General features: G+C 61.7%; 24 protein-coding genes and 1 pseudogene. 11 read left to right on the top strand and 14 right to left on the bottom strand.

Translation table 11 applies throughout. The features are described 5' to 3' along the window. Positions 1-13 precede the first annotated feature (13 nt). The gene (locus ACVCAM_RS04545) at positions 14-916 is read left to right on the top strand and encodes a LysR family transcriptional regulator (protein WP_023345373.1); all 903 of its coding nucleotides are present in this window, start codon (positions 14-16) and stop codon (positions 914-916) included. On the opposite strand, the gene ACVCAM_RS04540 is transcribed toward ACVCAM_RS04545, so the two are convergent. Beyond that, on the bottom strand, positions 903-1,382 hold the full coding sequence (locus ACVCAM_RS04540; protein ID WP_008501331.1) for a carboxymuconolactone decarboxylase family protein: 480 nt from the start codon (positions 1,380-1,382) through the stop codon (positions 903-905). The two genes, ACVCAM_RS04545 and ACVCAM_RS04540, sit on opposite strands and share 14 nt — an antisense overlap. A 101-nt stretch (positions 1,383-1,483) precedes the next feature. Between ACVCAM_RS04540 and pdxR the strand changes: the two genes are divergently transcribed. Then, positions 1,484-2,872: a MocR-like pyridoxine biosynthesis transcription factor PdxR gene (gene pdxR, locus ACVCAM_RS04535; RefSeq protein ID WP_447093541.1), complete on the top strand. Its 1,389-nt coding sequence runs from the start codon at positions 1,484-1,486 to the stop codon at positions 2,870-2,872. Positions 2,873-2,958: 86 nt separating this feature from the next. Here pdxR and ACVCAM_RS04530 read toward each other — a convergent pair whose 3' ends face one another. Then, positions 2,959-3,120, bottom strand: a complete 162-nt coding sequence (locus tag ACVCAM_RS04530) for a DUF1127 domain-containing protein (protein ID WP_008501333.1) — start codon at positions 3,118-3,120, stop codon at positions 2,959-2,961. Between the two features lie 176 nt (positions 3,121-3,296). Between ACVCAM_RS04530 and ACVCAM_RS04525 the strand changes: the two genes are divergently transcribed. Then, positions 3,297-4,712, top strand: a complete 1,416-nt coding sequence (locus tag ACVCAM_RS04525) for an aminotransferase-like domain-containing protein (protein WP_023293369.1) — start codon at positions 3,297-3,299, stop codon at positions 4,710-4,712. Positions 4,713-4,802: 90 nt separating this feature from the next. Here the strand turns inward: ACVCAM_RS04525 and ACVCAM_RS04520 are convergent, their stop codons facing one another. Next, complete coding sequence (locus ACVCAM_RS04520) at positions 4,803-5,924, bottom strand: ribosomal protein uL16 3-hydroxylase (RefSeq protein WP_447093540.1); 1,122 nt, start codon at positions 5,922-5,924, stop codon at positions 4,803-4,805. A gap of 135 nt (positions 5,925-6,059) precedes the next feature. Continuing rightward, positions 6,060-6,668 (bottom strand): annotated as a pseudogene (locus ACVCAM_RS04515) (ATP-dependent Clp protease proteolytic subunit); the annotation flags it as partial. Positions 6,669-6,750: 82 nt separating this feature from the next. On the opposite strand from ACVCAM_RS04515, the gene ACVCAM_RS04510 reads away from it, so the two are divergent. Next, positions 6,751-7,137, top strand: coding sequence for a VOC family protein (locus ACVCAM_RS04510; RefSeq protein ID WP_063617493.1), 387 nt, complete (start codon positions 6,751-6,753; stop codon positions 7,135-7,137). 179 nt (positions 7,138-7,316) lie between these two features. Beyond that, positions 7,317-7,934, top strand: coding sequence for a response regulator transcription factor (locus tag ACVCAM_RS04505; protein ID WP_059363226.1), 618 nt, complete (start codon positions 7,317-7,319; stop codon positions 7,932-7,934). Between the two features lie 3 nt (positions 7,935-7,937). Here ACVCAM_RS04505 and ACVCAM_RS04500 read toward each other — a convergent pair whose 3' ends face one another. The 5 genes from ACVCAM_RS04500 to ACVCAM_RS04480 all read right to left on the bottom strand — a co-directional run bounded on the left by ACVCAM_RS04500 (position 7,938) and on the right by ACVCAM_RS04480 (position 15,160). Continuing rightward, positions 7,938-13,520: an ATP-binding sensor histidine kinase gene (locus tag ACVCAM_RS04500; RefSeq protein WP_407223031.1), complete on the bottom strand. Its 5,583-nt coding sequence runs from the start codon at positions 13,518-13,520 to the stop codon at positions 7,938-7,940. Between the two features lie 9 nt (positions 13,521-13,529). Continuing rightward, a complete protein-coding gene (locus ACVCAM_RS04495) occupies positions 13,530-13,910 on the bottom strand; it encodes a response regulator transcription factor (RefSeq protein WP_008501346.1) in 381 nt (126 codons plus the stop codon). A gap of 20 nt (positions 13,911-13,930) precedes the next feature. Next, positions 13,931-14,194: a XapX domain-containing protein gene (locus ACVCAM_RS04490; protein WP_008501347.1), complete on the bottom strand. Its 264-nt coding sequence runs from the start codon at positions 14,192-14,194 to the stop codon at positions 13,931-13,933. Beyond that, entirely contained in the window at positions 14,191-14,412 is a 222-nt protein-coding gene (locus ACVCAM_RS04485) for a DUF1427 family protein (RefSeq protein WP_008501348.1), read from the bottom strand. Before ACVCAM_RS04485 ends, ACVCAM_RS04490 begins: the two co-directional genes overlap by 4 nt. Positions 14,413-14,473: 61 nt before the next feature. Next, positions 14,474-15,160 (bottom strand): hydrolase, encoded by a 687-nt coding sequence (locus ACVCAM_RS04480; protein ID WP_008501349.1) that lies wholly within the window; start codon positions 15,158-15,160, stop codon positions 14,474-14,476. Positions 15,161-15,378: 218 nt separating this feature from the next. Here ACVCAM_RS04480 and ACVCAM_RS04475 point away from each other — a divergent pair, with 218 nt between their 5' ends. The 4 genes from ACVCAM_RS04475 to ACVCAM_RS04460 are packed head-to-tail and all read left to right on the top strand — an operon-like array spanning position 15,379 to position 20,125. Beyond that, a complete protein-coding gene (locus ACVCAM_RS04475; protein ID WP_407223030.1) occupies positions 15,379-17,250 on the top strand; it encodes an amidohydrolase in 1,872 nt (623 codons plus the stop codon). Further along, positions 17,250-17,657 carry a DoxX family protein gene (locus ACVCAM_RS04470; RefSeq protein ID WP_039023956.1) on the top strand — a complete coding sequence of 136 codons (408 nt, stop codon included), beginning with the start codon at positions 17,250-17,252 and terminating at the stop codon, positions 17,655-17,657. Before ACVCAM_RS04475 ends, ACVCAM_RS04470 begins: the two co-directional genes overlap by 1 nt. Next, positions 17,654-19,273 carry an MFS transporter gene (locus ACVCAM_RS04465; RefSeq protein ID WP_447093539.1) on the top strand — a complete coding sequence of 540 codons (1,620 nt, stop codon included), beginning with the start codon at positions 17,654-17,656 and terminating at the stop codon, positions 19,271-19,273. Before ACVCAM_RS04470 ends, ACVCAM_RS04465 begins: the two co-directional genes overlap by 4 nt. Before the next feature lie 30 nt (positions 19,274-19,303). Continuing rightward, the gene (locus ACVCAM_RS04460) at positions 19,304-20,125 is read left to right on the top strand and encodes an alpha/beta fold hydrolase (protein WP_227879979.1); all 822 of its coding nucleotides are present in this window, start codon (positions 19,304-19,306) and stop codon (positions 20,123-20,125) included. Between the two features lie 41 nt (positions 20,126-20,166). Here ACVCAM_RS04460 and ACVCAM_RS04455 read toward each other — a convergent pair whose 3' ends face one another. Together ACVCAM_RS04455 and ACVCAM_RS04450 are read right to left on the bottom strand one after the other, a co-directional pair. After that, on the bottom strand, positions 20,167-21,561 hold the full coding sequence (locus ACVCAM_RS04455) for an MFS transporter (protein WP_045409318.1): 1,395 nt from the start codon (positions 21,559-21,561) through the stop codon (positions 20,167-20,169). Between the two features lie 50 nt (positions 21,562-21,611). Next, positions 21,612-22,700: a cellulase family glycosylhydrolase gene (locus ACVCAM_RS04450; RefSeq protein WP_227879981.1), complete on the bottom strand. Its 1,089-nt coding sequence runs from the start codon at positions 22,698-22,700 to the stop codon at positions 21,612-21,614. 185 nt (positions 22,701-22,885) lie between these two features. On the opposite strand from ACVCAM_RS04450, the gene ACVCAM_RS04445 reads away from it, so the two are divergent. Then, positions 22,886-23,893: a LacI family DNA-binding transcriptional regulator gene (locus ACVCAM_RS04445; RefSeq protein WP_407223028.1), complete on the top strand. Its 1,008-nt coding sequence runs from the start codon at positions 22,886-22,888 to the stop codon at positions 23,891-23,893. Here the strand turns inward: ACVCAM_RS04445 and fosA are convergent. Further along, positions 23,879-24,304 carry a FosA/FosA2 family fosfomycin resistance glutathione transferase gene (gene fosA, locus ACVCAM_RS04440; protein ID WP_100122292.1) on the bottom strand — a complete coding sequence of 142 codons (426 nt, stop codon included), beginning with the start codon at positions 24,302-24,304 and terminating at the stop codon, positions 23,879-23,881. The genes ACVCAM_RS04445 and fosA overlap by 15 nt on opposite strands. Before the next feature lie 199 nt (positions 24,305-24,503). Between fosA and trpS the strand changes: the two genes are divergently transcribed. Further along, positions 24,504-25,505, top strand: a complete 1,002-nt coding sequence (gene trpS / locus ACVCAM_RS04435; RefSeq protein WP_407223027.1) for a tryptophan--tRNA ligase — start codon at positions 24,504-24,506, stop codon at positions 25,503-25,505. Between the two features lie 44 nt (positions 25,506-25,549). Here the strand turns inward: trpS and ACVCAM_RS04430 are convergent, their stop codons facing one another. Continuing rightward, complete coding sequence (locus ACVCAM_RS04430; RefSeq protein WP_320737366.1) at positions 25,550-26,005, bottom strand: SymE family type I addiction module toxin; 456 nt, start codon at positions 26,003-26,005, stop codon at positions 25,550-25,552. Positions 26,006-26,445: 440 nt separating this feature from the next. Further along, positions 26,446-26,931 (bottom strand): Hcp family type VI secretion system effector, encoded by a 486-nt coding sequence (locus ACVCAM_RS04425; protein ID WP_008501360.1) that lies wholly within the window; start codon positions 26,929-26,931, stop codon positions 26,446-26,448.

Here is a 26,931-nt window from a genome sequence, read left to right as displayed (position 1 = left end):
TTCAGGATAATCTATGCATCGTTCAGGTCTGACAGAGCTGGAAGTGGTGATGGCGGTGGTGCGGCGCGGCAGCTTTCGCGGTGCGGCGCAGGAGCTGGGGATGTCCGCCACGGCGGTCAGCAACGCCATCGCCGGGCTGGAGAGCCGCCTTCAGACGCGACTTTTCAACCGCACGACCCGCAGCGTGGCGCTCACCGACGCCGGGCAGCGCTACGTGGCGCGTATCGGCCCGGCGCTACAGGAGATCCGTCTCGCCGGGGAGGAGATCCACAGCGACACCGGGGAACCCGCCGGCACGCTGCGCCTCAACGTGCCGAACCATATCGGCACGCTGTTTCTGGACCAGCTGCTGATCGACTTCATGATCCGCTACCCGAAAATGCGCGTGGAAACGGTGAGCGAAGCGAGGATGATCGACATCGTCGCCGAAGGCTATGACGCGGGGATCCGTCTCGAAGAGTCCGTCCCGCAGGACATGATCGCCGTGCCGCTGACCGGTGAGATCCGCCAGCTCGTCACCGCCACGCCGGACTATTTCGCCCGTCACGGCATACCCGAGACGCCGGACGATCTGCTTTCACATCAGGGGATCGGCATGCGTATGGCCCACGGCGGGATCTACCGCTGGGAGCTGGCCCGTCGGGGTGAAACGTACGCGCTTGCCGTGCCGCCGCGCTTTGCGACGTCCGATCTTTTTGCCTCGATCCGCGCCGTAAAAGCGGGGTTAGGGGTGGGATTTTTACCGGAACTCTATATTCAGGACGAGCTGAAAAGCGGGGAGCTGGTGAGCGTCTTAAACGACTGGGCGCAGCCGTTTGCCGGGCTGCGCCTGTACTACCCTGGCCATCGCCACGTCCCGCCGGGGTTGCGGGCGCTGGTGGCGATGATCCGCGAGCGCGGGATTATTCCAGGTTAGCCTTATTCAGCCCGTACGCCGCGTCCAGCGAGCCCGGCGCCATGCGGGAGGTGATCCCCAGACGGTTCCAGGCATTGATCGCCACGATGGCGAAGTTCAGCTCTGAAATCTCCACGTCGGAGAAATGTTCCGCCACGCTGCGGTAGAGCGCATCGCTGACACCGTGAACGCCAATCTGGGTCAGCGCTTCGGTGAAGGCCAGCGCCGCTTTTTCACGGGCGCTGAACAGCGGGGACTCGCGCCAGGCCGCCAGATGATACAGGCGCAGCTCGCGCTCGCCGGCGATTTTCGCCTCTTTTGAGTGCATATCCAGACAGAACGTACAGCCGTTCAGCTGCGACACGCGAATGTCGATCAGGTGCTTCAGCGCCGGATCGATGGAGGTTTTTGCCACCTCCATGCTCAGGGCAGACAGCGCGTTGGCGAGGGCAGGTGTAGCTTTATGGTGGTTTACGCGAGTGCTCATGGTCTTTCCTCTTTTTGTGCGGCATGTGTCATGCGATGAGGCAAATCTACGCCGTTCATGACATAGTAAAAAGATACAAAAAGCGTGAAACGAGGTAGGACATGAAGCCGGGCTATCACGAGATTTATTCCCGCTATCGCGACAACATTATGCGCGGCGTGCTGAAGCCGGGCGACAGGGTACCTGCCATCCGCGTGCTGGCGGAAGAGCTGAAGGTGGCGCGTAAAACCGTCGAAACGGCGTATGCCATTCTGACGGGTGAAGGGTATCTGGTGAGCCAGGGGGCGCGCGGCACGCGGGTTAACCCGGACCTCCTGCTGCCGGACAAGCATGCCCCGGCGGAGCAGCCCACCGGTACGCTTCCGGCCTCGCTCATCAGCCAGCGCGAGCGGGCGGGGTTTCTGCGCCCCGGCATCCCCGCCCTCGACAGCTTCCCGTATAAAAAGTGGCTGCTGCTGGCGGGCCAGGCGACGCGGGCCATGCGTCAGGAGGAGATGCTCAACCCGCCCGTTCTGGGCTGGTATCCGCTGCGCCAGGCCATCGCCAGCTACCTCAATATCTCGCGCGGCTTGTCCTGCACCGCTGAACAGGTGTTGATCACCAGCGGCTACAGCGGCAGCCTGCGGCTGATCCTCGATACCCTCGCCAGCCGCAGCGACAAGGTGGTGTTTGAGGATCCGGGCTATTTTATGGGCCAGCAGTTGCTGAAGCGGATCGTGCCACGCCTGCACACGGTGCCGGTCGATCGTTCGGGTATCGATACCGAGTACCTGCTCCGTCACCATCGCGACGCGCGTTTTGCCATCGTCACCCCGTCGCACCAGAGTCCGCTGGCGGTCACGCTCTCGCTGCCGCGTAAACAGCAGCTGCTCGACTGGGCCAGCCAGAACGAGGCGTGGATTATCGAAGACGATTACGACGGAGAGTTTCACTATACGCGCAAGGTGCTGCCGTCGCTGAAAAGCCTCGACCAGCGCGATCGGGTGATTTTTATGGGCTCCTTCAGTAAAACCATTATGCCGTCGCTGCGCATGGGCTACGTGGTGATGCCCGCCAGCACCGTCGGGGCCTTTACCGACTGCGCGGACATCACCACCAGCGGCCAGCCGGTGCTGACGCAAAAGATCCTCACCGCGTTTCTCAACGAAGGGCATTTTTTCCGTCACCTGAAAAAGATGTGCGCGCTGTATCAGACCCGCCGCGACTGGATGATTGCCGCCCTGCAGGAGGTATATGGCGATCTGTTTTTCACCGAGCAAAACGACGGTGGGATGCATATCGTGGCGTTCCTGACCAAAGGAAGCCGTGACCGGGAAGTGGCGCGCTGCTGGCAGGAACATCAGCTGCAGGTCAATGCGCTCTCGGAATGGTATCGCGGGTCGGGCAAACGCTACGGGCTGGTGATGGGCTATAACAACGTGCGGTCGTATCAGGAGGCGCTGAATTTACTGGAAAGGCCGAAGCGGCAGACGTTTGCGCTGTTGCGCTAACCATCGCCGGGTGGCGGCTTCGCCTTACCCGGCCTACTCGATCCCGTAGGCCCGGTAAGCGTAGCGCCACCGGGCGATGATACGGCTCACACATCATAACGCGATAACCCAACGTCCTTGAGTTGCTCGTCGCTCATCTGGCTCAGGATGCGGCGGGTGCGGTTGATGCGATACCAGTTACGCAGCGTTTTCGCGATCCAGACAAACACAACAAACGGACGTTTTGAACGATTCTCGTAGAATTCCATGATGCTCTCCTCACTGTGTCAGTGGGGTTATCATCCCGGAAATCGGCCTGTGCAATACAGATGCAAAAACAACTTTTGTTTAACATACAGATCCGCTAAAACAGTATCTGCATGGCAATTTTCGCAGCAATCTGTACTGGTTTTATAATCTGTATGGTGAAAACAAAGGATACAGCATGACGCGCTACCAACATCTGGCCAATCTTCTGGCTGAACGCATTGAGCAAGGGCTGTATCGCAGCGGCGAACGTCTGCCGTCGGTGCGCGCGCTGAGCCAGGAGCACGGCGTGAGCATCAGCACCATACAGCAGGCCTATCAGATCCTCGAGAACCTCCAGCTGATCACGCCTCAGCCGCGCTCCGGCTATTTTGTCTCGCCGCGCAAGGCCCAGCCGCCCGTACCGGCAATGACGCGCCCGGTGCAGCGCCCGGTGGACGTTACCCAGTGGGATGAGGTGATGATGCTGCTGGACGCCCGCGCCGACAAAGAGATGATCTCCTTTGGCGGCGGTTCGCCGGACATTAACCAGCCGAGCCTGAAGCCCCTGTGGCGCGAGATGAGCCGCATCGCGCAGCATAACCCCGGCGAGATGCTGAGCTATGACGTGCTTGACGGGCGCCTGGAGCTGCGCGAGCAGATCGCCCGCCTGATGCTGGACGGCGGCTCCACCGTCTCGGCAAGCGACATTGTGATCACCAACGGCTGCCACGGCGCGCTGTCGATCGCCCTGCTGTCGGTGTGCAAACCGGGGGATATCGTGGCGGTGGAATCACCGTCGTTTCACGGCACCATGCAGATGCTGCGCGGGTTTGACATCAAGGCGATTGAAATTCCCACCGACTCTGAAACCGGGATCAGCATCGAAGCGCTAGAGCTGGCAATGGAGCAGTGGCCGATCAAGGCGGTGATCCTGGTGCCCAACTGCAATAACCCGCTCGGGTTTATCATGCCGGAGGCGCGGAAAAAGCAGGTGCTGGCCCTCGCCCAGCGGCACGATATCGTGATTGTCGAGGATGATATTTACGGCGAGCTGGCGGCGGAGTACCCGCGCCCGCGCACCATTCATTCCATGGATATCGACGGCCGCGTGATCCTCTGCAGCTCGTTTACCAAAACCGTGGCGCCGGGCCTGCGCGTCGGCTGGATTGTGCCGGGGCGCTACTACGACCGGGTGATGCACATGAAATACGCCGCGGGCGGGTTTAACGTGCCGGGCACGCAGATGGCGGTGGCGGCGTTTATCCGCGACGGCCATTACCATCGCCACGTGCGCCGTATGCGCCAGATTTATCAGCAGAATATGGAAACCTACACCTGCTGGGTGCGGCAGTATTTTCCGGCAGAGATTTGCGTCACGCGCCCGCAGGGCAGCTTCCTGCTGTGGGTTGAGCTGCCGGAGACGGTCGATATGGTGTGCGTCAGCAAGCAGCTGTGCCGGCTGAAAATCCAGGCCGCGGCCGGGTCGCTGTTTTCCGCCTCCGGGAAGTACCGCAACTGCCTGCGGATCAACGTGGCGCTGCCGCCAACGGAGAAACATCGCGAGGCGTTGAAGAAGATGGGTGAAGCGATTGTGATTGCGATGGAGGAGTAGTTTTTGCCGGATGGCGGCTTCGCCTTACCCGGCCTACGTTCTTGCCGTTGTAGGCCCGGTAAGCGCAGCGCCACCGGGCAACAGGCCGCACTACTCGTCGAAGTACCAGTACCCCTGGTTAATCAGCCCGGTGAGCTCTTCTACAAACGCCGGGTTTTTCAGCGCATCGCCCAGCTCGGCCTGACCGAGTTCGGTGTAGCGGCACAGCGCATCCGCCGCCTTCGCGTCTGCCGTCTCCAGCTGTTCGCTGTTGATGAAGAAGCTGCCGTTAACGTTCAGCACGCGCAGCCCGCTCAGGCGAGACAGCGTTTCGCCGCCCTGTAGCGCATCCAGCACCTCTTCCGGCGCGTACGGCGGCTCGGCGGCGGCGATATCCAGCTCGTGGCGCGGCGTGGAGACAAAGCTGCCGAACCATTTTGTGAAATCGTCCGGCTTGCCGATCATGTCGATCATCATCTGACGAATGCGATCGAGCTCGTACTGCTCCACGCGGCCCGGGTGTTCGCGGCAGGTCAGATCCGGATCGCTGTAGTGCTCGCCGCCCAGATCGTTTTCCAGCGCATAATCGGCGAAGCTGCTGATCAGATCGCGGCCGTTCGGCCCGCGGAAGCCGACGGAGTAGTTGAGCGCCGTTTCATGGGTAAATCCGTCGTGCGGGAATCCTGGCGGGATGTAGAGGATATCGCCCGGGGCCAGATCTTCGTCAATAATCGGCTCAAACGGATCCACATGCAGCAGCGCCGGATGCGGGCAGAACTGACGCATCGGCAGCTTGTCGCCCACGCGCCAGCGGCGGCTGCCCATCCCCTGAATGATAAACACGTCGTACTGATCGATATGCGGACCCACGCCGCCGCCCGGCACGGAGAAGGAGATCATCAGATCGTCCAGACGCCAGTCCGGCAGAACGCGGAACGGACGCACCAGCTCCGCGGCGGGCATATGCCAGTGGTTCACCGCCTGCGCCAGTAGCGACCAGCCGGTTTCGCCCAGATCGTCGAAGTGCTCAAACGGGCCATTGCTTGCCTGCCATTTACCGTTGAAATGGCTCACCAGACGGCTATCGACCTCCGGCTCCATCGCCAGCCCTGCCAGCTCGTCCGGGGTAATCGGATCGACAAAATTCGGGAAGGCATTTTTCAGCACAACGGGTTGTTTTTGCCAGTATTTCTCAAGAAATTCCGGCCAGTTCAGGTTCAGTTGATACGCCATGGGTAGCACCAGTGAGAGGGGAAACAGGCGCGATTATAGGCAAGAAGGCAGAGGGGGAACTTGTCATGGGTCAAACGAGGGCGTGTAGGTCGGGTAAGGCTAGCCGCCACCCGACACGTACACGGCGGTAAAAACTTAGTCCAGCTTCAGCTCGTCATAATGGGTGATCAGCTTGCCCACGATGCCGTAGTCCAGCGCTTCCGCCGGGGACATCCAGAAGTTGCGGTCGGTGTCTTTTTTCACTTTTTCCAGCGGCTGGCCGGTGGCGTCAGCGATCAGCTTGTTCACGCGATCCAGCATGCGGATGATCTCGCGCGCTTCGATCTCAATATCCGTCGCCTGGCCGCGCACGCCGCCCAGCGGCTGGTGGATCATAAAGCGGGTATTTGGCAGCGAGTAGCGGTGCTCTTTTTTCGCGGCCAGGAAGATGGTGATTCCGGCGCTCGCCACCCAGCCGGTGCCGATCACGTGCACTTCCGGGCGAATGAATTTGATGAAGTCGTGGATGGTGTCGCCCGCTTCCACATGGCCGCCCTGGCTGTTGATGTACAGTTTGATCGGATCGTTGCTGACGCTTTGCAGCAGGATCATCTGGGTGATCACTTTCTGCGCCAGCTCCTGGTTGATCTCACCGGAGATCACAATCGAACGGGACTCCAGCAGTTTTTGCTGCAGAGCGCCCGCGCCGTTTGACCCTTCCGCTTTATCCTTGTCGCTTTCTTTCAGTGTGTAGTGCATTGTCTTTTCCTCAGCTTGTCGCGCTCAAAACCAGAGTGTAGCCTGTTTTACCGGTGAAAGTCCTCACCGACACATCACGAGGGAACTTATGCATATTGCCCATGTTGCACTCTGGACCCGCAGCCTGAACGCCCAGGTTCAGTTCTGGGAAAGGGTTTTTAATGGCCGCAGTAACGAACGCTACGTCAGTAAAAATCGTCCGGGGTTTGAATCACATTTTATTACGCTGGATGATGGTCCGACCATCGAGCTCATGACGCTGCCGGAGCTGCCCGACGCCCCGCTGCACCCGGAGTTTATCGGCTGGGCGCATATCGCCATCAACGTCGGCAGCAAGGCAAAAGTGGACAGCATGGCCGAGCAAGCCCAGGCCAACGGCACGCTGCTCAGCGCTCCGCGCCTGACCGGAGACGGCTTTTATGAGGCGGTGATCGCGGACCCGGACGGCAACCGCATTGAGCTTGTCGGTGCATAAAAACAGCGTTTCGTTCCTTCACCGCCCCCGCCCCGGCTCGCTATACTTCATACGGTTATCATATTGTTAAATGATAATGATAGTTAATGTGTTAAGATGAAAGGCAGCATAAACAGTCTCTTACGTCGCCGTAGTGACTGTTTGCATCCTCGACATGTCAATCAGCACCGGGGCGGTGAATGGAACACATTGTGTATGTGGTAGATGACGATGACGCCGTCAGGCAGTCCGTGATCGGGCTGCTGGAATCGGCAGGCCTGAACGCCATCGGCTTTTCATCGGCAGAAGCGTTTCTGCAATACCGCTTTGAGGATCTGCCGTCGTGCGTGATCCTCGATATGCAAATGCCCGCCATTTCGGGTTTTGAGGTAGCAGACGCCCTCAAGGAAAGCGGGCGCGAAATCCCGATTATTTTCCTCACCGGCCACGGCACCATCCCGATGTCGGTGCGCGCCATCAAAGGTGGCGCGTACGAATTCCTCACCAAGCCCGTCGAATCTAACGCGCTGATCGACGCCATCGAATCCGCACTGCAGCTGGCGGAAAACAACGCCGTGCGCAATAAAGAGCACTACGCCCTGAAGCAGCGCCACATGTCCCTCACGCCGCGCGAGCACGAGGTGCTGACGCTGGCGATAAGCGGCATGCTGAACAAGCAAATTGCCGCCGAGCTGGGCGTCAGCGAGATCACGGTGAAGGTGCACCGCCGCCGCGTGATGGAGAAAATGCAGGTGCGCTCCGTGGCCGAGCTGGTCAGGGCCGTTGAGCGCCTGACCAATAGCCAGCCTGCGGAGTAACGTTTACGCTTCCTGCGCGGCCAGCGGCAGCGCGAAGGCAAATACCGTGCCGTGCGGCTCCCGGCGGCGCGCGCTCAGCTTCCCGCAGTGGCGCTCGATAATGCTGGCGCTGATGGTCAGCCCCATCCCCATTCCCTGCGGCTTGGTGGAATAGAACGAGTCAAAAATCTGCTCCAGCCGCTCGGGCTCAATGCCGCTGCCGGTGTCGGCGATCTCAACGATCACCTTCCCGTCCGCGTTGCTGGTGCTGAGGGTGATGGTGCTGGCACGCTCCTTCACCTCGGCCATCGCCTCAACCGCGTTCATCACCAGATTCAACAGCACCTGCTGGATCTGCACGCTATCGCCGGTGATAAAGCTGTCGCTGGCGTTCAACAGATAATCAACGCTTATGTGTCGCTGCTCCAGCTCGCTGCGCGAAAGCGTGATGATATGGTGGATCAGGGAGTGCATGTCGATACGCGAGAAAGTGGGATCCTGCTTGCGCGTCAGGGACTGAATGCTGCGAATGATCTCCCCCGCCCGCGCGCCTTCGGCGGCGATCTCCTCCAGCCCTTCCCGCACTTTATCCAGCCGGGCGGGCTCGCGGTTGAGCCAGCGCAGGCTCGCTCCGGCGTTCGAGACGATCGACATCAGCGGCTGGTTGATCTCATGGGCGATGGAGGAGGTCAGCTGTCCGACGGTGGTGGCCCGGGACACCCGCGCCAGATCCGCCTGCGCCACCCGCATGGCATCCTCCGCGGCGCGCTGGCTGGTGATATCGGTGATGATGCCGTAATACTCGTTCACCTCGCTGCCCACGCCCACCGGATCGCCAATGCCAAGGATGTAGCGCGTTGAGCCGTCGGGACGCTTAACGCGAAACTCCGCGCGCATCGAGAGCCCGTCGCGCACGCTTTGGGTAACAATGGCGCTGATGCGGGCGTAATCGTCCTCATGGACGAAGGTCAAAAACTCCGCCATGGAGATCGTCTTTTGCTGCTCGGGCAGGCCGAGAATGCGGGCGTACTCGTCCGAGACAAACATCAGATCCTGCTCCAGCTCCCAGCGCCAGCTGCCGGTGTGGCTGATCTGCTCGCCCAGCATCAGCGAGGTCTGGCTGGCGCGCAGCTCTTTCTCCACCCGGCGGCGCTGGATGTTCTCCGCCAGCAGCTCGGCGTACAGCCGCGCCGTCTCCAGGGAGACCGCCGCCTGCGCGCCCAGCAGGCTGACCACGCGCGAGTGCTCGGCGGTAAACACTTCCGGCATCAGCCGGTTTTCCAGGTACAGCACGCCCACCAGCCGCGCCTGTTTGAACATCGGGACGCACATCACCGCCGCCCCCGAGGTCACCAGATAGGGGTCCTGACTGAAGGGATGAAACTCCTCCGGCCTGCCGGTGCGGATCTCCTGCCCGGTGCGGATCACCGCCGCGAGCACCGACAGCGGCAGGTCGGTCGCAGTCGGCACGTCTTTCAGGATCCGCACCCGCACGCCGTCGGTGCTGGTCCAGGCGCTGGCCTCGATCTCCGGAATCAGGCTATCGCTCACGCGAAGCAGCAGCCCGCGCTGCGCCCCGGCGCGTTCGAGGAGGATCGTCATCAGGTTTTCGATTAAGCGCTCAAGGTTGATCTCTTCCGACAGCGCGCGGGAGGCTTTGATCACGCTCTGCAGATCGCGGATGGTCTCGTTCTGGGCGAACGCTACCGTGTCATAGGCGCTCGCCTGCCCGGAGGCCAGCAGGTGCGGGAAATCCTGCTCCAGCTGGCGCACCTTGGCCTGCGCGCCCGCGCGGCCCCAGGCGGAGATGGCCCCGCGGAAGTGTGCGTCCGAGGCGGTTGGATAGCCGCAGGCCAGCGCAAAGCGGCCCGCCAGCTCGTGGGCCAGGGCGTTAATCGGATTAAACCCACCCTCGCGGGAGAGCCGGACCGCCTTCTCGTACTGCTCAAGCGCGATGCTGTTCATCCCGTCCAGACGCACGATTTCGGCGTAGATCAGCGCCTCTTTATCCGCGAACGTGCCGGGATTAATGCGCGCCCAGAGGGCGATTTTGTCGTAGTGGGCGTGAATGCTGCGGCGGTGGTTCGCCGAGAAGGTCTCCGGCGTCAGCTGACGCGAAAGCGCCAGCGCGCTGTAGAGATGGTAATCCAGCAGATGGATGTGCCCCGGCGCGGACCACGCGTACCACCCCGCCATCTCCAGATCCGCCTGCGCGTCGGCGTACTCGCCGCAGGTAAAGTGCGACATGCCGCGATAGAGCCAGTACCAGAACAGCATGGTGGAGGTCTGCTCCGGGGCCTGCTCCGGCGACGCGGGAAGCAGCGCCTCGGGCAAGACCTGCGACGCGGTCCAGGTGCCGATGACCGGCGTGCGCAGGAACTCAACGTAGCCGCGCTGCACCATCAAAATACTTTCCACGTCCTGGAAGTGGGTTTTACGCACGAACGCCAGGCCGCGATCGATGCTGGTCAGCACCCCGTCCAGGTGATCGCCCCGCGAGAGGAAGTTGATCACCTGGTGGCAGGCCGCAAAGCAGGCCATCGTCATATCCCCGTGGGTGACCGCCGCGCTGAAGCAGGCTTTCGCGCACTCGATGGTGAACGACAAAGGCTGGGTCCAGACGCTGAGCTGGTCGAGCGGCAGCAGGGTCTTGGCTTCAAAGGCATCGTAGCCGTGGCGGGTCACCAGCTCGCGGGCCAGCGTGCCGTACTGAAACCCGAGGCGATACTCGGCGTAGCGGTGGCCCATCAGCACGCCAAACCAGGCCATCGCCGTGGTGGAGGCGCCGGTGATGCCGTGGTCAAGGGTCAGGTGCATCATGCGGCAGAGCAGTAAGAAATGCAGGCGCGGGCAGATGAAGCTGGCGCAAATGCTGGCGCTGTAGAGCAGATTCATCACCGCTTCCGTTTCCGGGTTCTCCATCCGCGAGAGCGGGGCAAAGAGATGTTGCGGCGCGTCATTTGCGCGGTTGCAAAAGCGTTCCCAGGCCTCGTCGCAGTCGGCATCTTCCGGATAGCGGCCAATCTGGATGCCAAACACCCCCAGCCAGCAGAGCGCCGCCTCCAGCGCCAGACGGCTGTCCGACTGGCGAATGTAGACTTCCACCAGCAGGTTGGCCGCCAGCGCCTTTTCGGTCAGCCCGCCGGGGCAGCCGAGGATGGCGTCACACAGCTCGCGGGTCCGCTCCAGGTGCCCCAGCGCAAACTCGCAGCCCGCCTCTTCGATATCGAGCATAAAGTCCGACACCGTCCCGGCGTTGCCCAGCGCTCTGGCGGTCTGGATATAGCTCAGCGCCGAAAGATAATCTCCCGAACGCTTCGCGCGTCGCGCGGCCAGCAGGCTCAGCTCGCGGAACCGCTGGCGCTGCGGGGCGGGCTGGATGCTGTCCAGTGCGGCCGTGACGTGATGTACGGCGCGGAACAGCAGCTCATTCCCCGCCGCCTGGCGCGCGGCGTCGGCCAGCAGGCTGGCGGTGGTCAGGTGAAGATGGCTTTTCTCATGCCGATCCAGCAGCGCAAAGGCGGCCTCCTGCACCCGGTCGTGGGTGAAGGAGTACGCTTTCTCCGTCAGCACGATAAGCTGCGCCATCACCGCCGGGTGCAGCGCATAGCGCATTTCCGCCATCGACATGCCGACCACGCGGCACATCATCTCCATCTCGCCCGTGCCGCCGAGACAGGCGATGCTGCCCAGCAGGCGGCGCGTCTCGTCGGGCAGTTCTTCGAGCTGCTCCAGCACCAGGGTGACCACGTTTTCGGTGTAATGCCGGGCGCGGATCGCCTGCAGATCGTAATGCCACTTGTCCTGGTATTTGTTATGCACCACCAGCCCGTCGTCGACGATGCGGCGGAAAAATTCATGCACAAAAAGCGGGTTGCCGCCCGTCTTCTCGTGGATCAGGGTGGCGAGGTCGGTCGTCGCCGCGCTGCGGGTGCGAAACACCGTTGCCAGCCAGCGCGCCACGGCTTTAACCGAGAGCGCCTGCGGGACAATCTCGCTCGCGTGCTGTGCCGCCTCCGGCAGGCTCGCCAGCTGCTGTTGCAGCGTGGGGTCGGACAACGAGCCGATATCGCGGTGGGCGACAGCCACCAGCAGCGGGATGGCGCCGCAGTTCACCAGCAGCGCGTTGAGCGTTTGCAGGCTGGCGGCGTCGCTCCACTGAAGATCGTCCAGCACCAGCACCAGCGGGCAGCCCTGCGAGGCAAAGGTTTTCACCAGCGCCAGCACCATATGGCTGAAGCGCGCCCGGGCATCAATTGAAAACGTATCCGCCGAGAAGCGCGGCTTGCTCTCAAGCAGCAGGCCCAGCTCGGGCACCAGGCTGACGGCCAGTTCTTCATAGCCTTCAAGGGCGCGCGAGAGGCGGATTTTCCACTTCGCCACCTCGTCTGCCGGCAGCCCCAGCAGGTGGAGCGTCAGGGTGCGGAACGCGGAGCTTAATACGCCGTAGGGCAGCGACGGTGAAAACTGATCGACCTTGCCCACCGCCAGCAGCACCGTGCGCTGCTGCAGCGTTTTGAGCGCCGTCGCAATGATCGAGGATTTGCCGATCCCCGACGGCCCGCCGATGGTCACCAGCTCCGGCACGCGGCTCTGCCCCACCCGCTCAAACGCGGCAATGACGTCGTTCGCCTGCGGATGGGTCGCGAACAGGGAGTCCGCCAGATGGATCGCCGGGGTGCGGTCCTGCTGGCCGGGGGTAAAGGCGACGATGTCGCCCTCGCAGGTCAACGTCGCCTGGCAGCGGCGAAGGTCGGCAATCAGCCCGTCGACCGTCTGGTAGCGGTTATCGGGGTGCTTCTCCAGCAGCTTCAGGATGATGGTCGACAGCATCCCCGGCACGTCCGGGCGTATCGCGTCCGGGGCCAGCGGCGCCGAGGCGATGTGGTAATGCGCCCAGTTGGTCTGGTCGTCCTCTCCCAGCTCAAACGGCAGGCGGCCGGTCAGGAGTTCATACAGCACCATGCCGAGGCTGTAGAGATCGCTGCGGTTATCCACGGGACGCTGGGTGCGGGAGGTGTGTTCCGGCGACATCCACGCAGGCGTACCGCCCGAAACGGCAAGCCGGGTCTGGGAGAAAGCATCGGAGAGCGTGCAGGAGAGGCCAAAGCTGCCCAGACGGCAGGTGGCATCGTGCTGAACAAAAATGCTGCCGGGCTTGATATCGCCGTGGATCAGGTTTTGCAGATGCATCTGGCGCAGAGGGACGCAGATCTGGATCGCCAGCTCGATAAAGCGCGCGATCCCCGAGATCGCCCTGCCCGCGCGCCGCGCCAGTAGCTCAAAGGAAAACGGGGCGTACACCAGCGCGAAGCGTCCCCGGTACTGGGTGGAGGCGACGGCGCGAATGGCCCAGCTGTCCTGCAGCATATCGCGCAGCGCAAACTCGTTTTTGAGCAGCCGGGTGGCCCGCTCTTCCTCTTCGTCGCTGACCGTGGTGGCGATAATGAACGAGCCGCCGGAATGAGGATGTCGCGCGTGCATCCAGGCGATTCCGCCCTCCTGCGCCAGCACGGTAAAAATCACATCCTCTTTAAGGACAAAAACCCGCCCCTGGTGAAGATTCCCCTGGGCGGGCCAGAATGCAGGCTGCTCGTTTTCGTTCATCCGCGATCCTTATTGTCGGCGGGCCAGCTCCCGCTGGATATGATCCAGCAGAATATCGATGTTAATGGGCTTACGCAAAAAAGCAGCGGCGCCCAGACCGAGAGCGTACCGCTGCATATTTTCATCAGCATGACCGGAGATAAAGAGCACGGGCGGCGGCGGTACGGCCAGCAGCCGCAGCTTGTCAAACAGCTCAAGGCCGCTCATGCCCCGCAGCTTGATATCGGTGATCACCAGCGCCGCGCCGGACAGGGCGAGCGGATGGCTCAGAAATACCTCTGCCGAATCAAACGTATCGGTCGAATAGCCTTCCGACTCCAGGAGATTACTCAACCCGCTGCGGACGGAACGTTCGTCATCAATGATGGCAATGCGCCACGGCAGCGTCATGCTGTTATTCCTCTAACCAGTCATTTAACGTCGCGGGTATCCTTCGCGGGCGCAGGGGGCGCCGTGCCGCTGATTTTCGGTACGCATTCGTGACGAAACCAGGCGAGGGTGAGCGGTTCGCGACTCAGTAAACGCCGTCCCACCGGGATGAGCTGTTCACCCACCAGCATGCCAAACAGGCCAAGCAGGGCGACAACCGGCGGCGCCGGGGAATGGACGTCGAGCAGAGCGTAAATTACCCCAGCACCCACGCCGCACACCAGCGAAATTATCCATGCTTTCATGACGACGCTCCCGTCTGCGAACTGGCCTGCGGAACGATCGCCTGAGGCGGCGGCGCGCCGTCGCGGGATAAGAGATGGCGCGTCGCCTGTTCACCCGCCAGCATCCCCAGCAGGCCAATCAGCGCCAGCGCGGGCGGCGCGGGGGAGCGCACCTTCAGCACGGCATACATCAGGCCAATCAACACGCCTGCCGCAAGGGATATCAGCCCAGTACTCATCATGAACTCCAGAGAAAGAGGCAGCGGCGAGCCGGATGAGGGACCAGCCCGCCGACGGGACTTAGCGAGCCGGAACCGGCGCTAAGGTGCGGTGCTCGCTCTTCTGGCGAGACGGCGCTTTGTGCACCATGGTGTAGGCGTAATCCACGCCCATGCCGTACGCGCCGGAGTGCTCGCGCACGATGTCCATCACCGCGGTGTAGGTCTCTTTACGCGCCCAGTCGCGCTGCCACTCCAGCATTACCTGCTGCCAGGTCACCGGGATCACGCCCGCCTGGATCATGCGCTGCATCGCGTAGTCGTGGGCTTCTTTGGAGGTGCCGCCGGACGCGTCCGCCACCATATAAATTTCGTAGTCGCCTTCCAGCATCGCGCACAGGGCAAAGCTGTTGTTGCACACTTCGGTCCACAGGCCGGCAACCACGACCTTCTTCTTGCCGTTGGCCTTCAGCGCGTCGCGCACCTTCTGGTCGTCCCAGGAGTTCATGGAGGTACGCTCCAGAATGTCCTGGCCCGGGAACACGTCCAGCAGCTCCGGATAGGTGTTACCGGAGAAGCTTTCGGTCTCAACGGTGGTGATGATGGTCGGGATGTTGAACACCTTAGCCGCTTTCGCCAGCGCCACGGTGTTGTTTTTCAGCACCTGACGGTCAATCGACTGCACGCCAAACGCCATCTGTGGCTGGTGATCGATAAAGATGATCTGACAGTTCGCAGGGGTTAACACTTCGAGCTTTGAAGAGGTCATAGCATTTTCCAGTGGTTAAGGGTAGAAATCGCCGCGAGCGCCGCGACGATAAAATCACCTTTATCCTGCGGTTTTCCGCCTCCGCGCGTAATTATCTCTTCGTATAGTTAACCTTAGGTATAGTTATACTTTGGTATACCTATCCTATTGTATAACTGGATCTTTGCCGAAACCGGTTCCCATAATCCTGACCATTCCCCTCTCAGTCAGGAGCAGTTATGGTTACCCTCGGTAAAGCCGATCTCATTCTGGTTAATGGCCAGTTTCACACCGTCGATCGCGAGAATCCCGTCGCGGAAGCCGTTGCCGTGCGCGACGGAAAATTTCTGGAAGTGGGTACCGTCGCCGAGGTGATGCAGCACCACGGCGACGGCACCAAAGTGGTCGATCTGAAAGGCCACACCGCCATCCCCGGCCTCAACGACTCGCATCTGCACCTGATCCGCGGCGGGCTGAACTACAACCTCGAGCTGCGCTGGGAAGGCGTGCCCTCCCTGGCCGACGCCCTGCGGATGCTGAAAGAGCAGGCCCTGCGCACCCCGTCGCCGCAGTGGGTGCGCGTGGTGGGCGGCTGGACCGAGTTCCAGTTTGCCGAGCGCCGCATGCCAACCCTGGACGAAATTAACGACGCCGCGCCGGACACCCCGGTCTTCATCCTGCACCTCTACGACCGCGCCCTGCTCAACCGCGCCGCGCTGAAGGTGGTCGGCTACACCAAAGACACGCCAAACCCGCCGGGCGGCGAGATCCAACGCGACGCCAACGGCAACCCGACCGGGATGCTGATTGCCCGTCCGAACGCCATGATCCTCTACGCCACGCTGGCCAAAGGGCCGAAGCTGCCGCTGGAGCAGCAGGTGAACTCCACCCGCCAGTTCATGCGCGAGCTCAACCGCCTGGGGCTGACCAGCGCCATCGACGCGGGCGGCGGCTTCCAGAACTACCCGGAAGATTACGAGGTGATTGCCGAGCTGCACGAGAAGAAGCAGATGACCATCCGCATCGCCTACAACCTGTTTACCCAGCGTCCGGGCCACGAGCTGGAAGACTTTGAAAAATGGACCGACATGCTCACGCCGGGCCAGGGCAGCGACTTCTTCCGCCACAACGGCGCGGGCGAGATGCTGGTCTTCTCTGCCGCCGATTTTGAAGATTTCCTCGAGCCGCGCCCGGACCTCGCGCCGGGCATGGAGGACGAGCTGGAGCGCGTGGTGCGCCATCTGGTGGAACACCGCTGGCCGTTCCGCCTGCACGCCACCTATAACGAATCCATCAGCCGCATGCTGGACGTCTTCGAGAAGGTGAACCGCGACATTCCGTTCAACGGCCTGCACTGGTTCTTCGACCACGCGGAAACCGTCACCCAGGCCAACATCGACCGCATCAAAGCGCTCGGCGGCGGCATTGCCGTGCAGCACCGCATGGCCTTCCAGGGCGAATACTTCGCCGAGCGTTACGGCATCGAAGCCACCCGCCACACGCCGCCGGTGGCGAAAATGCTGGAGACCGGCGTGCCGGTGGGCTTAGGCACCGATGCCACCCGCGTGGCGAGCTACAACCCGTGGACCGCGCTCTACTGGCTGGTCTCCGGCCGCACCGTCGGCGGGATGCAGATGTACGATCACAGCGCCCGTCTGGACCGCGATACGGCCCTGATGCTCTGGACCCAGGGCAGCGCGTGGTTCTCCAGCGAGCAGAACCAGAAGGGGCAGATCAAGGTCGGCCAGCTCGCGGACCTGGCGGTGCTGAGCAAAGACTACTTCCGCGTGCCGGAAGAGGAGATCAAGGGCATCGAGTCCGTTCTCACGGTGGTGAACGGCGACATCGTCTACGCCGCGAGCAGCTTTGGCCCGCTCGCGCCGCCGGCCATCCCGGTCCTGCCCGAGTGGTCACCGGTGGTGAAGGTGCCGTGCCACTACCGCAGCGCGCCGCCGCAGGCCGCCCGCGTGGGCATGAGTGTGGCTCACCACTGCAGCGGCCCGTGCGGGGTTCACAGCCACCAGCACGATTTCGCCCGCACGTCAGCGATGCCGGTGTCCGACGATAACGCTTTCTGGGGGGCGCTGGGCTGCAGCTGCTTTGCATTCTGATGAAAAACACCTTTACCCCGCCCCGGGTCGACCTGGGGCTGTTCTTCCTGCGCCTGACCGGCAGCCTGCTGCTGCTGTACGTGCACGGCCTGCCGAAGGTGCTGCACTTCAGCGAAGAGCTGACGCGCATTGAAGATCCGTTCGGCTTCGGGCCTTACGCCAGCCTGATCCCGGCGATTGTCGCCGAGGTGATCTGCCCGCTGTTGATCATTGCGGGCGTTTACACCCGCCTGGCGTGCCTGCCGATTATCGCCGTGCTGCTGGTGGCAATGCTCGCGGTCCACCCGAACTGGTCGATTGCCGAAGGGCAGTTTGGCTGGCTGCTGCTGATTATCTTCACCACCCTTGCTCTCACCGGGCCGGGCCAGTGGCGGCTGCAGCGTAAGGCAGCGGAGAGGTTCGCATGACTCAGGTTAACGACGTTCGCGACGCACACGTCGAGACGACGCCCGCGCAGGCGGTTTCGCCGTGGCAGCCGCTGAGCCAGCCGGTGTTCCGCATGCTGTGGATCGCCACGGTGGTCTCTAACGTCGGCTCATGGATGAGCGACGTCGGCATCAACTGGAGCATGCTGACCCTGAGCGCCGATCCGCTGGATATCGCGCTGGTGAAGGCGGCGAGCAGCCTGCCGATGTTCCTCTTCGCCCTGCCGTCCGGGGTGATGGCGGACATCGTTGACCGGCGTAAATACCTGCTCTTCTCCCAGCTGTGGGTGTTCATCGCCGCAGCCGGGCTGACGGTGCTCTCCTTCACCGGACACGTCACCCCTACCGTGCTGCTGGTGGCGACGTTTCTGCTGAGCGTGGGGGCGGCGATGAGCTCGCCGCCGTTCCAGGCCGTGGTGCCCGATCTGGTGAGCAAGCCGGAGCTGGGCGCCGCCGTGGCGCTGAACTCGCTCGGGGTGAACATCAGCCGGGCGATTGGCCCCGCGCTGGGTGGTTTCCTGCTGTCGCTCGCCGGGCCGTGGATGGTGTTTGCCCTGAACGCGCTCTCCGTGGTCGGCGTGGCGTGGGTGCTGTGGCGCTGGCGTCCGGCCCCGTCCATTCAGCGTCTGCCGCCGGAGCACTTCTTCTCTGCGGTGCGCACCGGCATCCGCTACGTGCACGCCGCCCCGGTGCTGCGCAACGTGCTGGTGCGTACCGTGGCGTTCTTCGTTTTCGGCAGCGCGGGCTGGGCCCTGCTGCCGCTGGTGGCGCGCCGCGAGCTGGGCTTAGGCCCGGCAGGCTACGGCGTAATGCTGGCGTGCATTGGCCTGGGGGCGATTGCGGGGGCCATTCTGCTGCCGCGCCTGCGCCAGCGGCTGAACGCCGACCGCCTGATGGTGGCCGCGAGCCTGGTCTTTGCCCTCACCATGCTGGCGCTGGCGTTTGTGCGCCACGTCTGGCTGCTCAACCTGTTTGAGTTCTTCACCGGCTTCGCGTGGATTGCGGTGCTCTCGACGCTGAACCTCGGCGCCCAGCGCAGCGCCGCCCGCTGGGTGAAGGCCCGCGCGCTGGCGGTCTACCTGACGGTGTTCTTCGGCTCAATGACCACGGGCAGCGCCATCTGGGGGCAAATCGCGTCGCAGTTCGGCACCCCGACCGCGCTGGTGGTCGCCACGCTGGGGATGGTGCTGGCGAGCGCCACCGTGTTCCGCTGGAAGCTGGAGAAAGACCCGGACCTGAACCTCGACCTGAGCGGCCAGCCGCTGGACGGCGTGGAGATCGACCTGCCCAACGAGCGCGGCCCGGTGCTGGTCTCGCACGAGTACATCATCGACCCGCACAACGCAAAAGCCTTCCTGGAGGCGGTACACGAGCTGCGCCGGGTGCGCCGCCGCGCCGGGGCGATGAGCTGGGCGGTGTACGAGGATATTGAGCGCCCCGGCCTGTTTATCGAGACCTTCCTGATGGGCTCGTGGATTGAGCATCTGCGCCAGCAGGAGCGCCACACCATGAATGACCTCCTGCTGCAGAGCCGCGTTCTGGCTTTTCATCAGGGCACAACATCACCGGCTATTCGCTATCTGGTCGCGCCGGTATAACCCTAACCATCACCTGTACAGGAACACACTATGGCAACGTTTAAGGCAAAAGACGGCACGCAGATTTACTACAAGGACGGCGGCGCGGGCAAACCGGTTCTCTTCAGCCACGGCTGGCCGCTGGACGGCGACATGTGGGACAGCCAGCTGAACTACCTGGCCGAGCGCGGCTTCCGCGCCATCGCCTTTGACCGCCGCGGCTTTGGCCGCTCGGATCAGCCGTGGAACGGTTACGACTATGACACCTTTGCGTCCGACATCAACGACCTGATCACCACCCTGGACCTCCAGGACGTGACGCTGGTGGGCTTCTCCATGGGCGGCGGCGACGTGACCCGCTACATCAACAACTACGGCAGCGCGCGCGTGGCCGGTCTGGCGCTGCTGGGCGCGGTCACGCCGATCTTTGGTAAATCCGATACCTTCCCGCAGGGCGTGGATCAGAGCGTGTTCGACGGCATTCGCGACGGGCTGCGCAAAGATCGCGCCCAGTTCATCAGCGACTTCGCCACCCCGTTCTACGGCATCAACGCCGGGCAGACCGTTTCCGCCGGTGCCCTGACCCAGACGCTGAACATCGCCCTGCTGGCGTCCCTGAAGGGCACCATCGACTGCGTGACCGCGTTCGGCGAAACCGACTTCCGCCCGGATATGGCGAAAATCGACGTGCCGACGCTGGTTATTCACGGCAGTAACGACCAGATCGTGCCGTTTGAAAGCACCGGCAAGCTGGCGGCAGAGATGATCAAAAACGCCACGCTGAAGGTGTACGACAACGCGCCGCACGGCTTCGCGCTGACCCACCAGGACCAGCTTAACGAAGATCTGCTGGCGTTTGTGAAGTCGCTGTAAGTCTTTAAAAGCGAAGCCTGATGGCGCTTCGCTTATCAGGCCTACAAGGGCTGGTCCTGTAGGCCGGGTAAGGCGCAGCCGCCACCCGGCGCTTTCGCAGACGCGTTGCGCTCCGCCAGCAGCCGACAAATCTCCGCGTGCTTCTCCTCGGTAAAGGTAAAGCGCGACATAAAGCCCATGCGGATCAGCGACCCTATTGCCGGCAGCAGACAAATCCCGAAGAACAGCCCCGACAGCACGCCTTGGCTCTGGATTTGCGCCTGCGGCACGTAGCCGATCATCGTCAGAAACACGCCGATTAACCCACCGCCCACCGCCACCGACATCTTGCCGGTGAAGGTCTGCCCGGAGAAGGTGATCGCCGCGCAGCGCTTGTGGGTGTGGTACTCCGCGTACTCGATGGTGTCGGCAATCATCGACGAGGTGAGGATGTTGGTCATCATCACGAACAGCGTGCTCAGGCCAAGCAGAATAAACAGCATCGTCACCTGCTGATACCCGACAAACCACATCACCACGCGCACCGCCACGTCCAGCCCGCAGAGGATCATAAACAGCTTCCGCTTCTGCATTCGGCGCGTCAGCATCGGCGCGACCAGGCACAGCACCGCCGCCACGATCCCCATCACGCCAATCGCCATCTGCAGGCTGCCGTCGCCCAGATTGTTGATAAAGAAGTAGATGTAGAGCCCACCCGCCACGTTGTGGAACACGCAGAAGAAGAACGACAGCAGGACGATAAACAGCGGCTTGTTCTGGCGCAGGTTGTGGAAGGTGTCGCGGATGGTCACCTTTTCCGGGCTCGGCGGCACGCGCTCTTTGATCTGCATAAAGCCGTTGAGCATCAGCGGCAGGCCCACCAGCATCATCACCAGCGCCGCCATAAAGTAGCCTTTGTCATTGCTGTACTGGGCGAAGAACGCCGCCAGCTTCGGGAAGAAGATGTTGGCGCAGGCAATCCCGGCGTTCACCCCGAGCATCGCCGCCGTCACCGCGCGGGTGCGCTGCCCGGAGTCGTTGGTCATCACTGACGACATCGACCAGAACGGGATATCGGAGATGGCGTACAGCGTCCCCCACAGGATGTAGGTCACCCCGGCGTAGAGGATTTTGGTGGTCATGTCCGCTTCGATTTTATAGAACGACAGCAGCGTGACGCCGGTGATCAGCAGCGGCGCGATCAGTAAAAAGTGGCGAAACTTGCCGAACCGGCTGTTAATGGTGTCCATAATGCTGGCAAACAGCGGATCGTGAACCGCGTCCCACGCGCGGGCAATCAGGAAGATGGTACTGGCCGCCAGCGCCGAGATCCCCAGCACGTCGGTGTAAAAATAGTTAATAAACGAACCCACTAAACCAAAGCTAAAACACTGACCTAAACCATAGCCAAAATAAGACCACAGCTCGCGAGACGGTATTTTCATTGTCATTGCCATTGTTATATGCCTGCCTGGTTGCCCGGCGGTCGGCCGCCGGGTCGATATTATTAGTCCTGCGCCTGCGGGGCGATCTTGCGCAGCTGCTGCATCAGGGCGATTTCACGGCGCGAGAACGGAATGCCGTTCTCCTCGAACACGTCGTGGAACCAGAGGCGGCAGTAGTCCGTGGACTCCTTCATCACCACCGGCCACGGCAGCCACGTCTGGGTTTTGCCGCGCACCAGCCCCCACTGGTACGGCGCGACCTTCGCCGCGTACATCAGCGGAAGCTGCTCTTCGATGGTGCTGCCCACGTGCCGCGCCAGCCATTCGGTGCAGAACAGCGGGCGACCAAGCTTTTGCAGCTGCTGGATAATCGCCGTCATCCGGCCGGTGTGGGTGTAGGCGTGGAAGCTCACCACGTCCGAGAGCGCCAGCGCGGTCTGGTCCAGCGGATGCCGGAAGAACGTCTCGCCCTCCTCTTCCGGCGGCAGACGCCACGCGCAGACGGTGAGCGGCTGGGTCGGGTCTTCTTCACGCACCCACTGGAACGCCAGCTTCATCAACTCGTGCGCGCAGGTCTCCAGCTTCGCGTCGTACTGCACCTCCTGCGTGCCCGTCGCGAAAATACCGCGGTTGCCCGGCTCGTTGTAGAGATCCCACAACAGCACGCGCCTGTCGTCGCGGAACTGGCGCACAACGTCGCGGATGTAGCGCTCAATGTCTGCCCAGCAGTCGGGATCGCACACCTTGTCGCGCCCCGGGCTCGCCGCCGCCTGGCTGTTGTGCTTGCCCGGCACCGGCGGCTTTTGCGGGCCGAGGTACGGCTCGTCGCCGGAGAAACCGCAGTCGTCCATCAGGGTCAGCATGGTGCTGAACCCGTGGCCGTCAGCAATCGTCAAAAAGCGGTCGATGCGCGCCATCAGCCCGTCGCGGTCGTGCTCCCAGACGATAAACGGCAGGTTGATGCGCAGGGTGTTGTAGCCCGCCTCCGCCGCCCAGCCCAGCTCGCGCTCGATGGTGGCGGCATCGAAGGTCTCTGCCTGCCAGATATCGGTCCAGTTCACCGCCGTCGACGGCAGATAGTTAAACCCGCACAGCCAGCCCTTCTGCTGATACCACGCCTGTGCCTGCTCCCTGCTCCACTGCTCTTTCATTACGCGTCCTCTTACTGATAATATTTAGCTAATAAATATTAGTTGCGGGATAAATGCGCAATTTCTCGCACGAAGAAAAGCGATGCCCCTCACAAAGTTCGCGCTTCGATGAATGAGAAACGTGATCGACGGCGCTAAAGCGTGCGGTTAGGGTATGATGCGAATTCGCGAAAGGGAGAGGACGGATGAAGCGAAAAACAAAAGTGACGATGAACGATATTGCGCGGGCGGCAGGGGTGTCGCAGGCGACGGTATCGCTGGTGCTTAACCAGTCCCGCAACATCAAGCTCAGCGACGACACCCGCCAGCGGGTCATTGGCGTCGCCACCGAGCTCGGCTACGACCGCCTCCCCGCCGTTCACGCCCCGCGCAACCAGGAAGAGATCGCCCTGCTGGTCAGCTCGCTGCAGAGCTTTGACCCGTTTATCGACGCCATCAGCCAGGCGCGGGAAGCCGCGTGGCGCAACGAGACCCTGCTCACCGTCTACGACTACGGCGACGACATCGAGCTGGCGCTGAACATCATCCGCCAGCTGGAGAAGCGCAACTGCATCGGGATTGTCCTCGCCTCACCGGTCACCACGCTGGTGGACATGACGGCCTTCCAGGACTGCACCCGCATCCCGCTGGTGCTGCTCAACCAGCGCGACCCTGGCTCGCCGCTGCTGCCGTCGTTTATCCCGGACGACTACGCCAACGCTTTTCAGGTGACTAAACACCTCATCGCCTGCGGGGCGACGCGCATCGCCCACATCACCGGCGAGAGCTGGATGGAGGCCTCGCGCCAGCGCCTGGCGGGCTACCAGGCGGCATTACAGCAGGCCGGACTGGCGTGCGACGACGGCCTGGTGCGCCAGACCAACTGGCAGTTCAGCGAGTCCTTTACCGCGACGGCTTCCCTGCTGGAACTGGCCGAGCGCCCGGACGCCATCTTCTGCGCCAGCGACTGGCTGGCGATTGGCTGCTATCAGGCGCTGGCGGTGAACGGCGTGCGCATCCCGCAGGACATGCTGCTGGCGGGCTACGACGACCAGAAGATTTCCGAGCAGCTCACCCCGCCGCTGACCAGTATCCAACTGCCCTACAGCGAGCTGGGACGGCTGGCGGTGGAGTACCTGTGCAATCAGGAAGATGCCGCCACGCACGTGACGCTGGCGGGCAGGCTGAAGGTACGCGCCTCAAGCCCCGTCTGAGGTAAACACCATCCCCGCGTAGGGCTTCTCGCGGCACGCCGCCAGCCGCGCGGCGAGGCAGCCCACGTGCAGCTCCAGCTTGTGCCCGTCCGGGTCGAGAAAATAGAACGACGCCCCCTCGCTTTTGTTCTGCTTCCAGACGGTGACGCCCGCCTGCTCCAGCCTGTGCGAGAACGGTTCAAAATCCGCTTCCGCCACGGTAAACGCGTAGTGGGTGTAATCGCTCTCCTGCGGCGGCACGTACTGGCGCGCCTCGTCGAACGACAGGCAGACCCACAGATCGCCGCAGGTAAGATAGGCCCCGGTATTCCAGCGGGCGTGCAGCGTAAGCCCCAGCAGTTCGTGCCAGAAGGTGACGCTTTTTTGCAGGTCGCTGACCGCGAGGGTCAGGTGATTGAGTGATTGCAGCATGACGTGCCCTTTTGTTTTTCGCGCCGGACGTGGTACGGTAAAGAGATGAACATAAACCACGCCGTGCTCACCGTAAACCGCTGGTGGCTGCCTTCTTAAAGGCGGCACGGAGTAGTTTTCCCCATTTTCAGATAGCCGCCGAAAGGCGGCTTTCTCACATCTCAGACCCCTTTCGGCATTACAACGTTAAGGAGTCTTTATGAACACGCAAACCATCCTCACCGGCGACCGCCCAACCGGCCCGCTGCATCTTGGCCACTACGTCGGATCGCTGCGCCAGCGCGTGGCGCTCCAGCAGACGCACAACCAGTTTGTGCTGATTGCTGACCTTCAGGGGCTGACCGACAACGGCAGCAACCCGCAGAAGATCCGCGACAACATCCCCGAAGTGCTGGCCGACTACCTCGCCGCCGGCATCGACCTGAACCTGACCACCATCTGCCTGCAGTCCGCCCTGCCCGCCCTCGCCGAGCTGACGATGCTGTATATGAACATCGTCACCGTCGCCCGCGTGGAGCGTAACCCGACGGTGAAAAACGAGATTGCACAGAAAGGCTTCGCCCGCTCGCTGCCGGTCGGGTTTATGGCCTACCCCATCAGCCAGGCGGCGGACATCACCGCGTTTAAGGCCGAGTGCGTGCCCGTGGGCGACGACCAGCTGCCGATGATTGAGCAGACCAACGAGATTGTGCACAAGATGAATAGCCTGCTGCCCGCCCCGGTGCTGCGCCACTGTAAGGCGATGCTGAGCGACACCAGCCGCCTGCCCGGCATCGACGGCAGCGCCAAGATGTCGAAATCGCTGGGCAACACGCTGCACCTTTCTGCCAGCGAAGAGACCATCCATCGCGCGGTAAGCGCCATGTACACCGACCCGAACCACCTGAAGGTGAGCGACCCGGGGCAGATTGAGGGGAACGTGGTGTTTACGTACCTCGACGCGTTTCATCCGGACAAGGAGAAAGTGGCGGCGATGAAGGCGCACTATCAGGCGGGCGGGCTGGGTGACCGGGTTTGTAAGAACGAGCTGGAGGCGTGTTTGCAGGAGCTGATTGCGCCGATGCGGGAGCGGAGGGCGATGTATATGCAGGACAAGGGGGAATTGATGGCGATGCTGAAGCGCGGGACCGAACGGGCGCAGGGGGTGACGCAGGAGACGTTGAGGGAGGTGAAGGTTGGGCTGGGGGTGCCGGTGTTTTGAAACGCAGCTTAAATAATAATCCCGGCGCAGGGCCGGGATATTTATCAGGCGTTGCGCTTAATTACCGGAATATCGCCGGTGTCGTTCAACGCTCCTGGAAATGTTTTTAACCACTGCGCGACTTTCTGCTTATTTATATTCACCACGCTCATACCTTCCAGGCATCCCCATAATTCTCTTGTATGCTGCGGCGTAATTACAATGCAGTCTTTCATGGCGCGGATTTTTACGGGCATGCCGTTGATAAAACCTGCCCGGGTTAGCCAGTCGCCGCCCAGGAGAAGATATTTCATGTCTATGCGAGCATAGAGTTCGCAGCAGGCGGCACTGTCCTGCGGCGTTTCGGCACGGGGATGGACGGGTGCCGCGTTGGTCTGGTTGCCGTGAAGACGGCGGGCGCTGTTTTTGCGTACCAGCTCGCGGTTTTCATTCATGCCGGTGAAAGCGTCTGATTCTGTTTTGCAAACGGTAAACTCTGGCTTAAAATTCGTCGCAGCCATTTTCAACTCCTCAGTAGTTGTTGTGGTTAGCGGTATGGGGGTGTTGCAGCACCTTCATATCGCGAATTCCTCGTTAAATTTTCTTTGATACTTCCTTTGCCGTTCGGCGTAATTTCTGGTGCTCATTATACAGAGCTGAATATAAACACAGCGGTTTTGGAGGTGGTAAATTTGAATTTTGCGAGGAGGATTCAGGAAAAGGGTTGGGTCAGAGAAATTAGCAGCGAGGACTATCAGAATATAAGGTGAGCGTCCGCATGAACCTCAGAGCAACCATTCGCCGATCTGCGGGCTGGCAATGCGTCGTTTTATTATCAAGTTCGGTGACCGACTGAGCGATCACCTTTAATACGATGGCAGTTACACAGCATTACGGACAGGCTCCTTTGAGAGGATAAGCGTTAATAAAGAGGAGGCACTCAATGCCTCCTTTCTATTTGTTACGCTCTTACGTTCCAATCGTCCGTATACTGGACATTACCATCAACATAACGCCAGGTGATTTTGTCATACATCAGGGAAACAGATTCCATGTGGTTGATCTGCGAGTTTCCTGCCATTTTAGCGTTTGGCATCCCTGGGTTAATGCCCGTCACTTTCACACCCTCAATGGTCATGACGAAGTAGCACTCTTCTTGTCCTGCATGGTTAATGCGATACCAGCGAATCTCCGCACTTTTCAACGTTTGACCGGTGGCAACGGCTTTGTATAGGTACGGGCTGGAGCTATCAAACTCCTTTTCAATCATCATCGGAGAATGTGAACGCTTGCCAGTAATCTTCCCGTTGGCACTGTCTACTGGAATGTTCAGACCATGGCTAAAGCCAACAATCTCTATACTCCCCTCACGATCCTGAACGTCTACGGCTCCTTTAATGTCTGCGCCGCCATCGTCCTTAAGCCACATGTAAGCCGGAATAGGCAT

Source organism: Enterobacter sp. CFEC122, from assembly GCF_052983755.1.
This window is presented reverse-complemented; position numbering and strand designations above follow the sequence as displayed.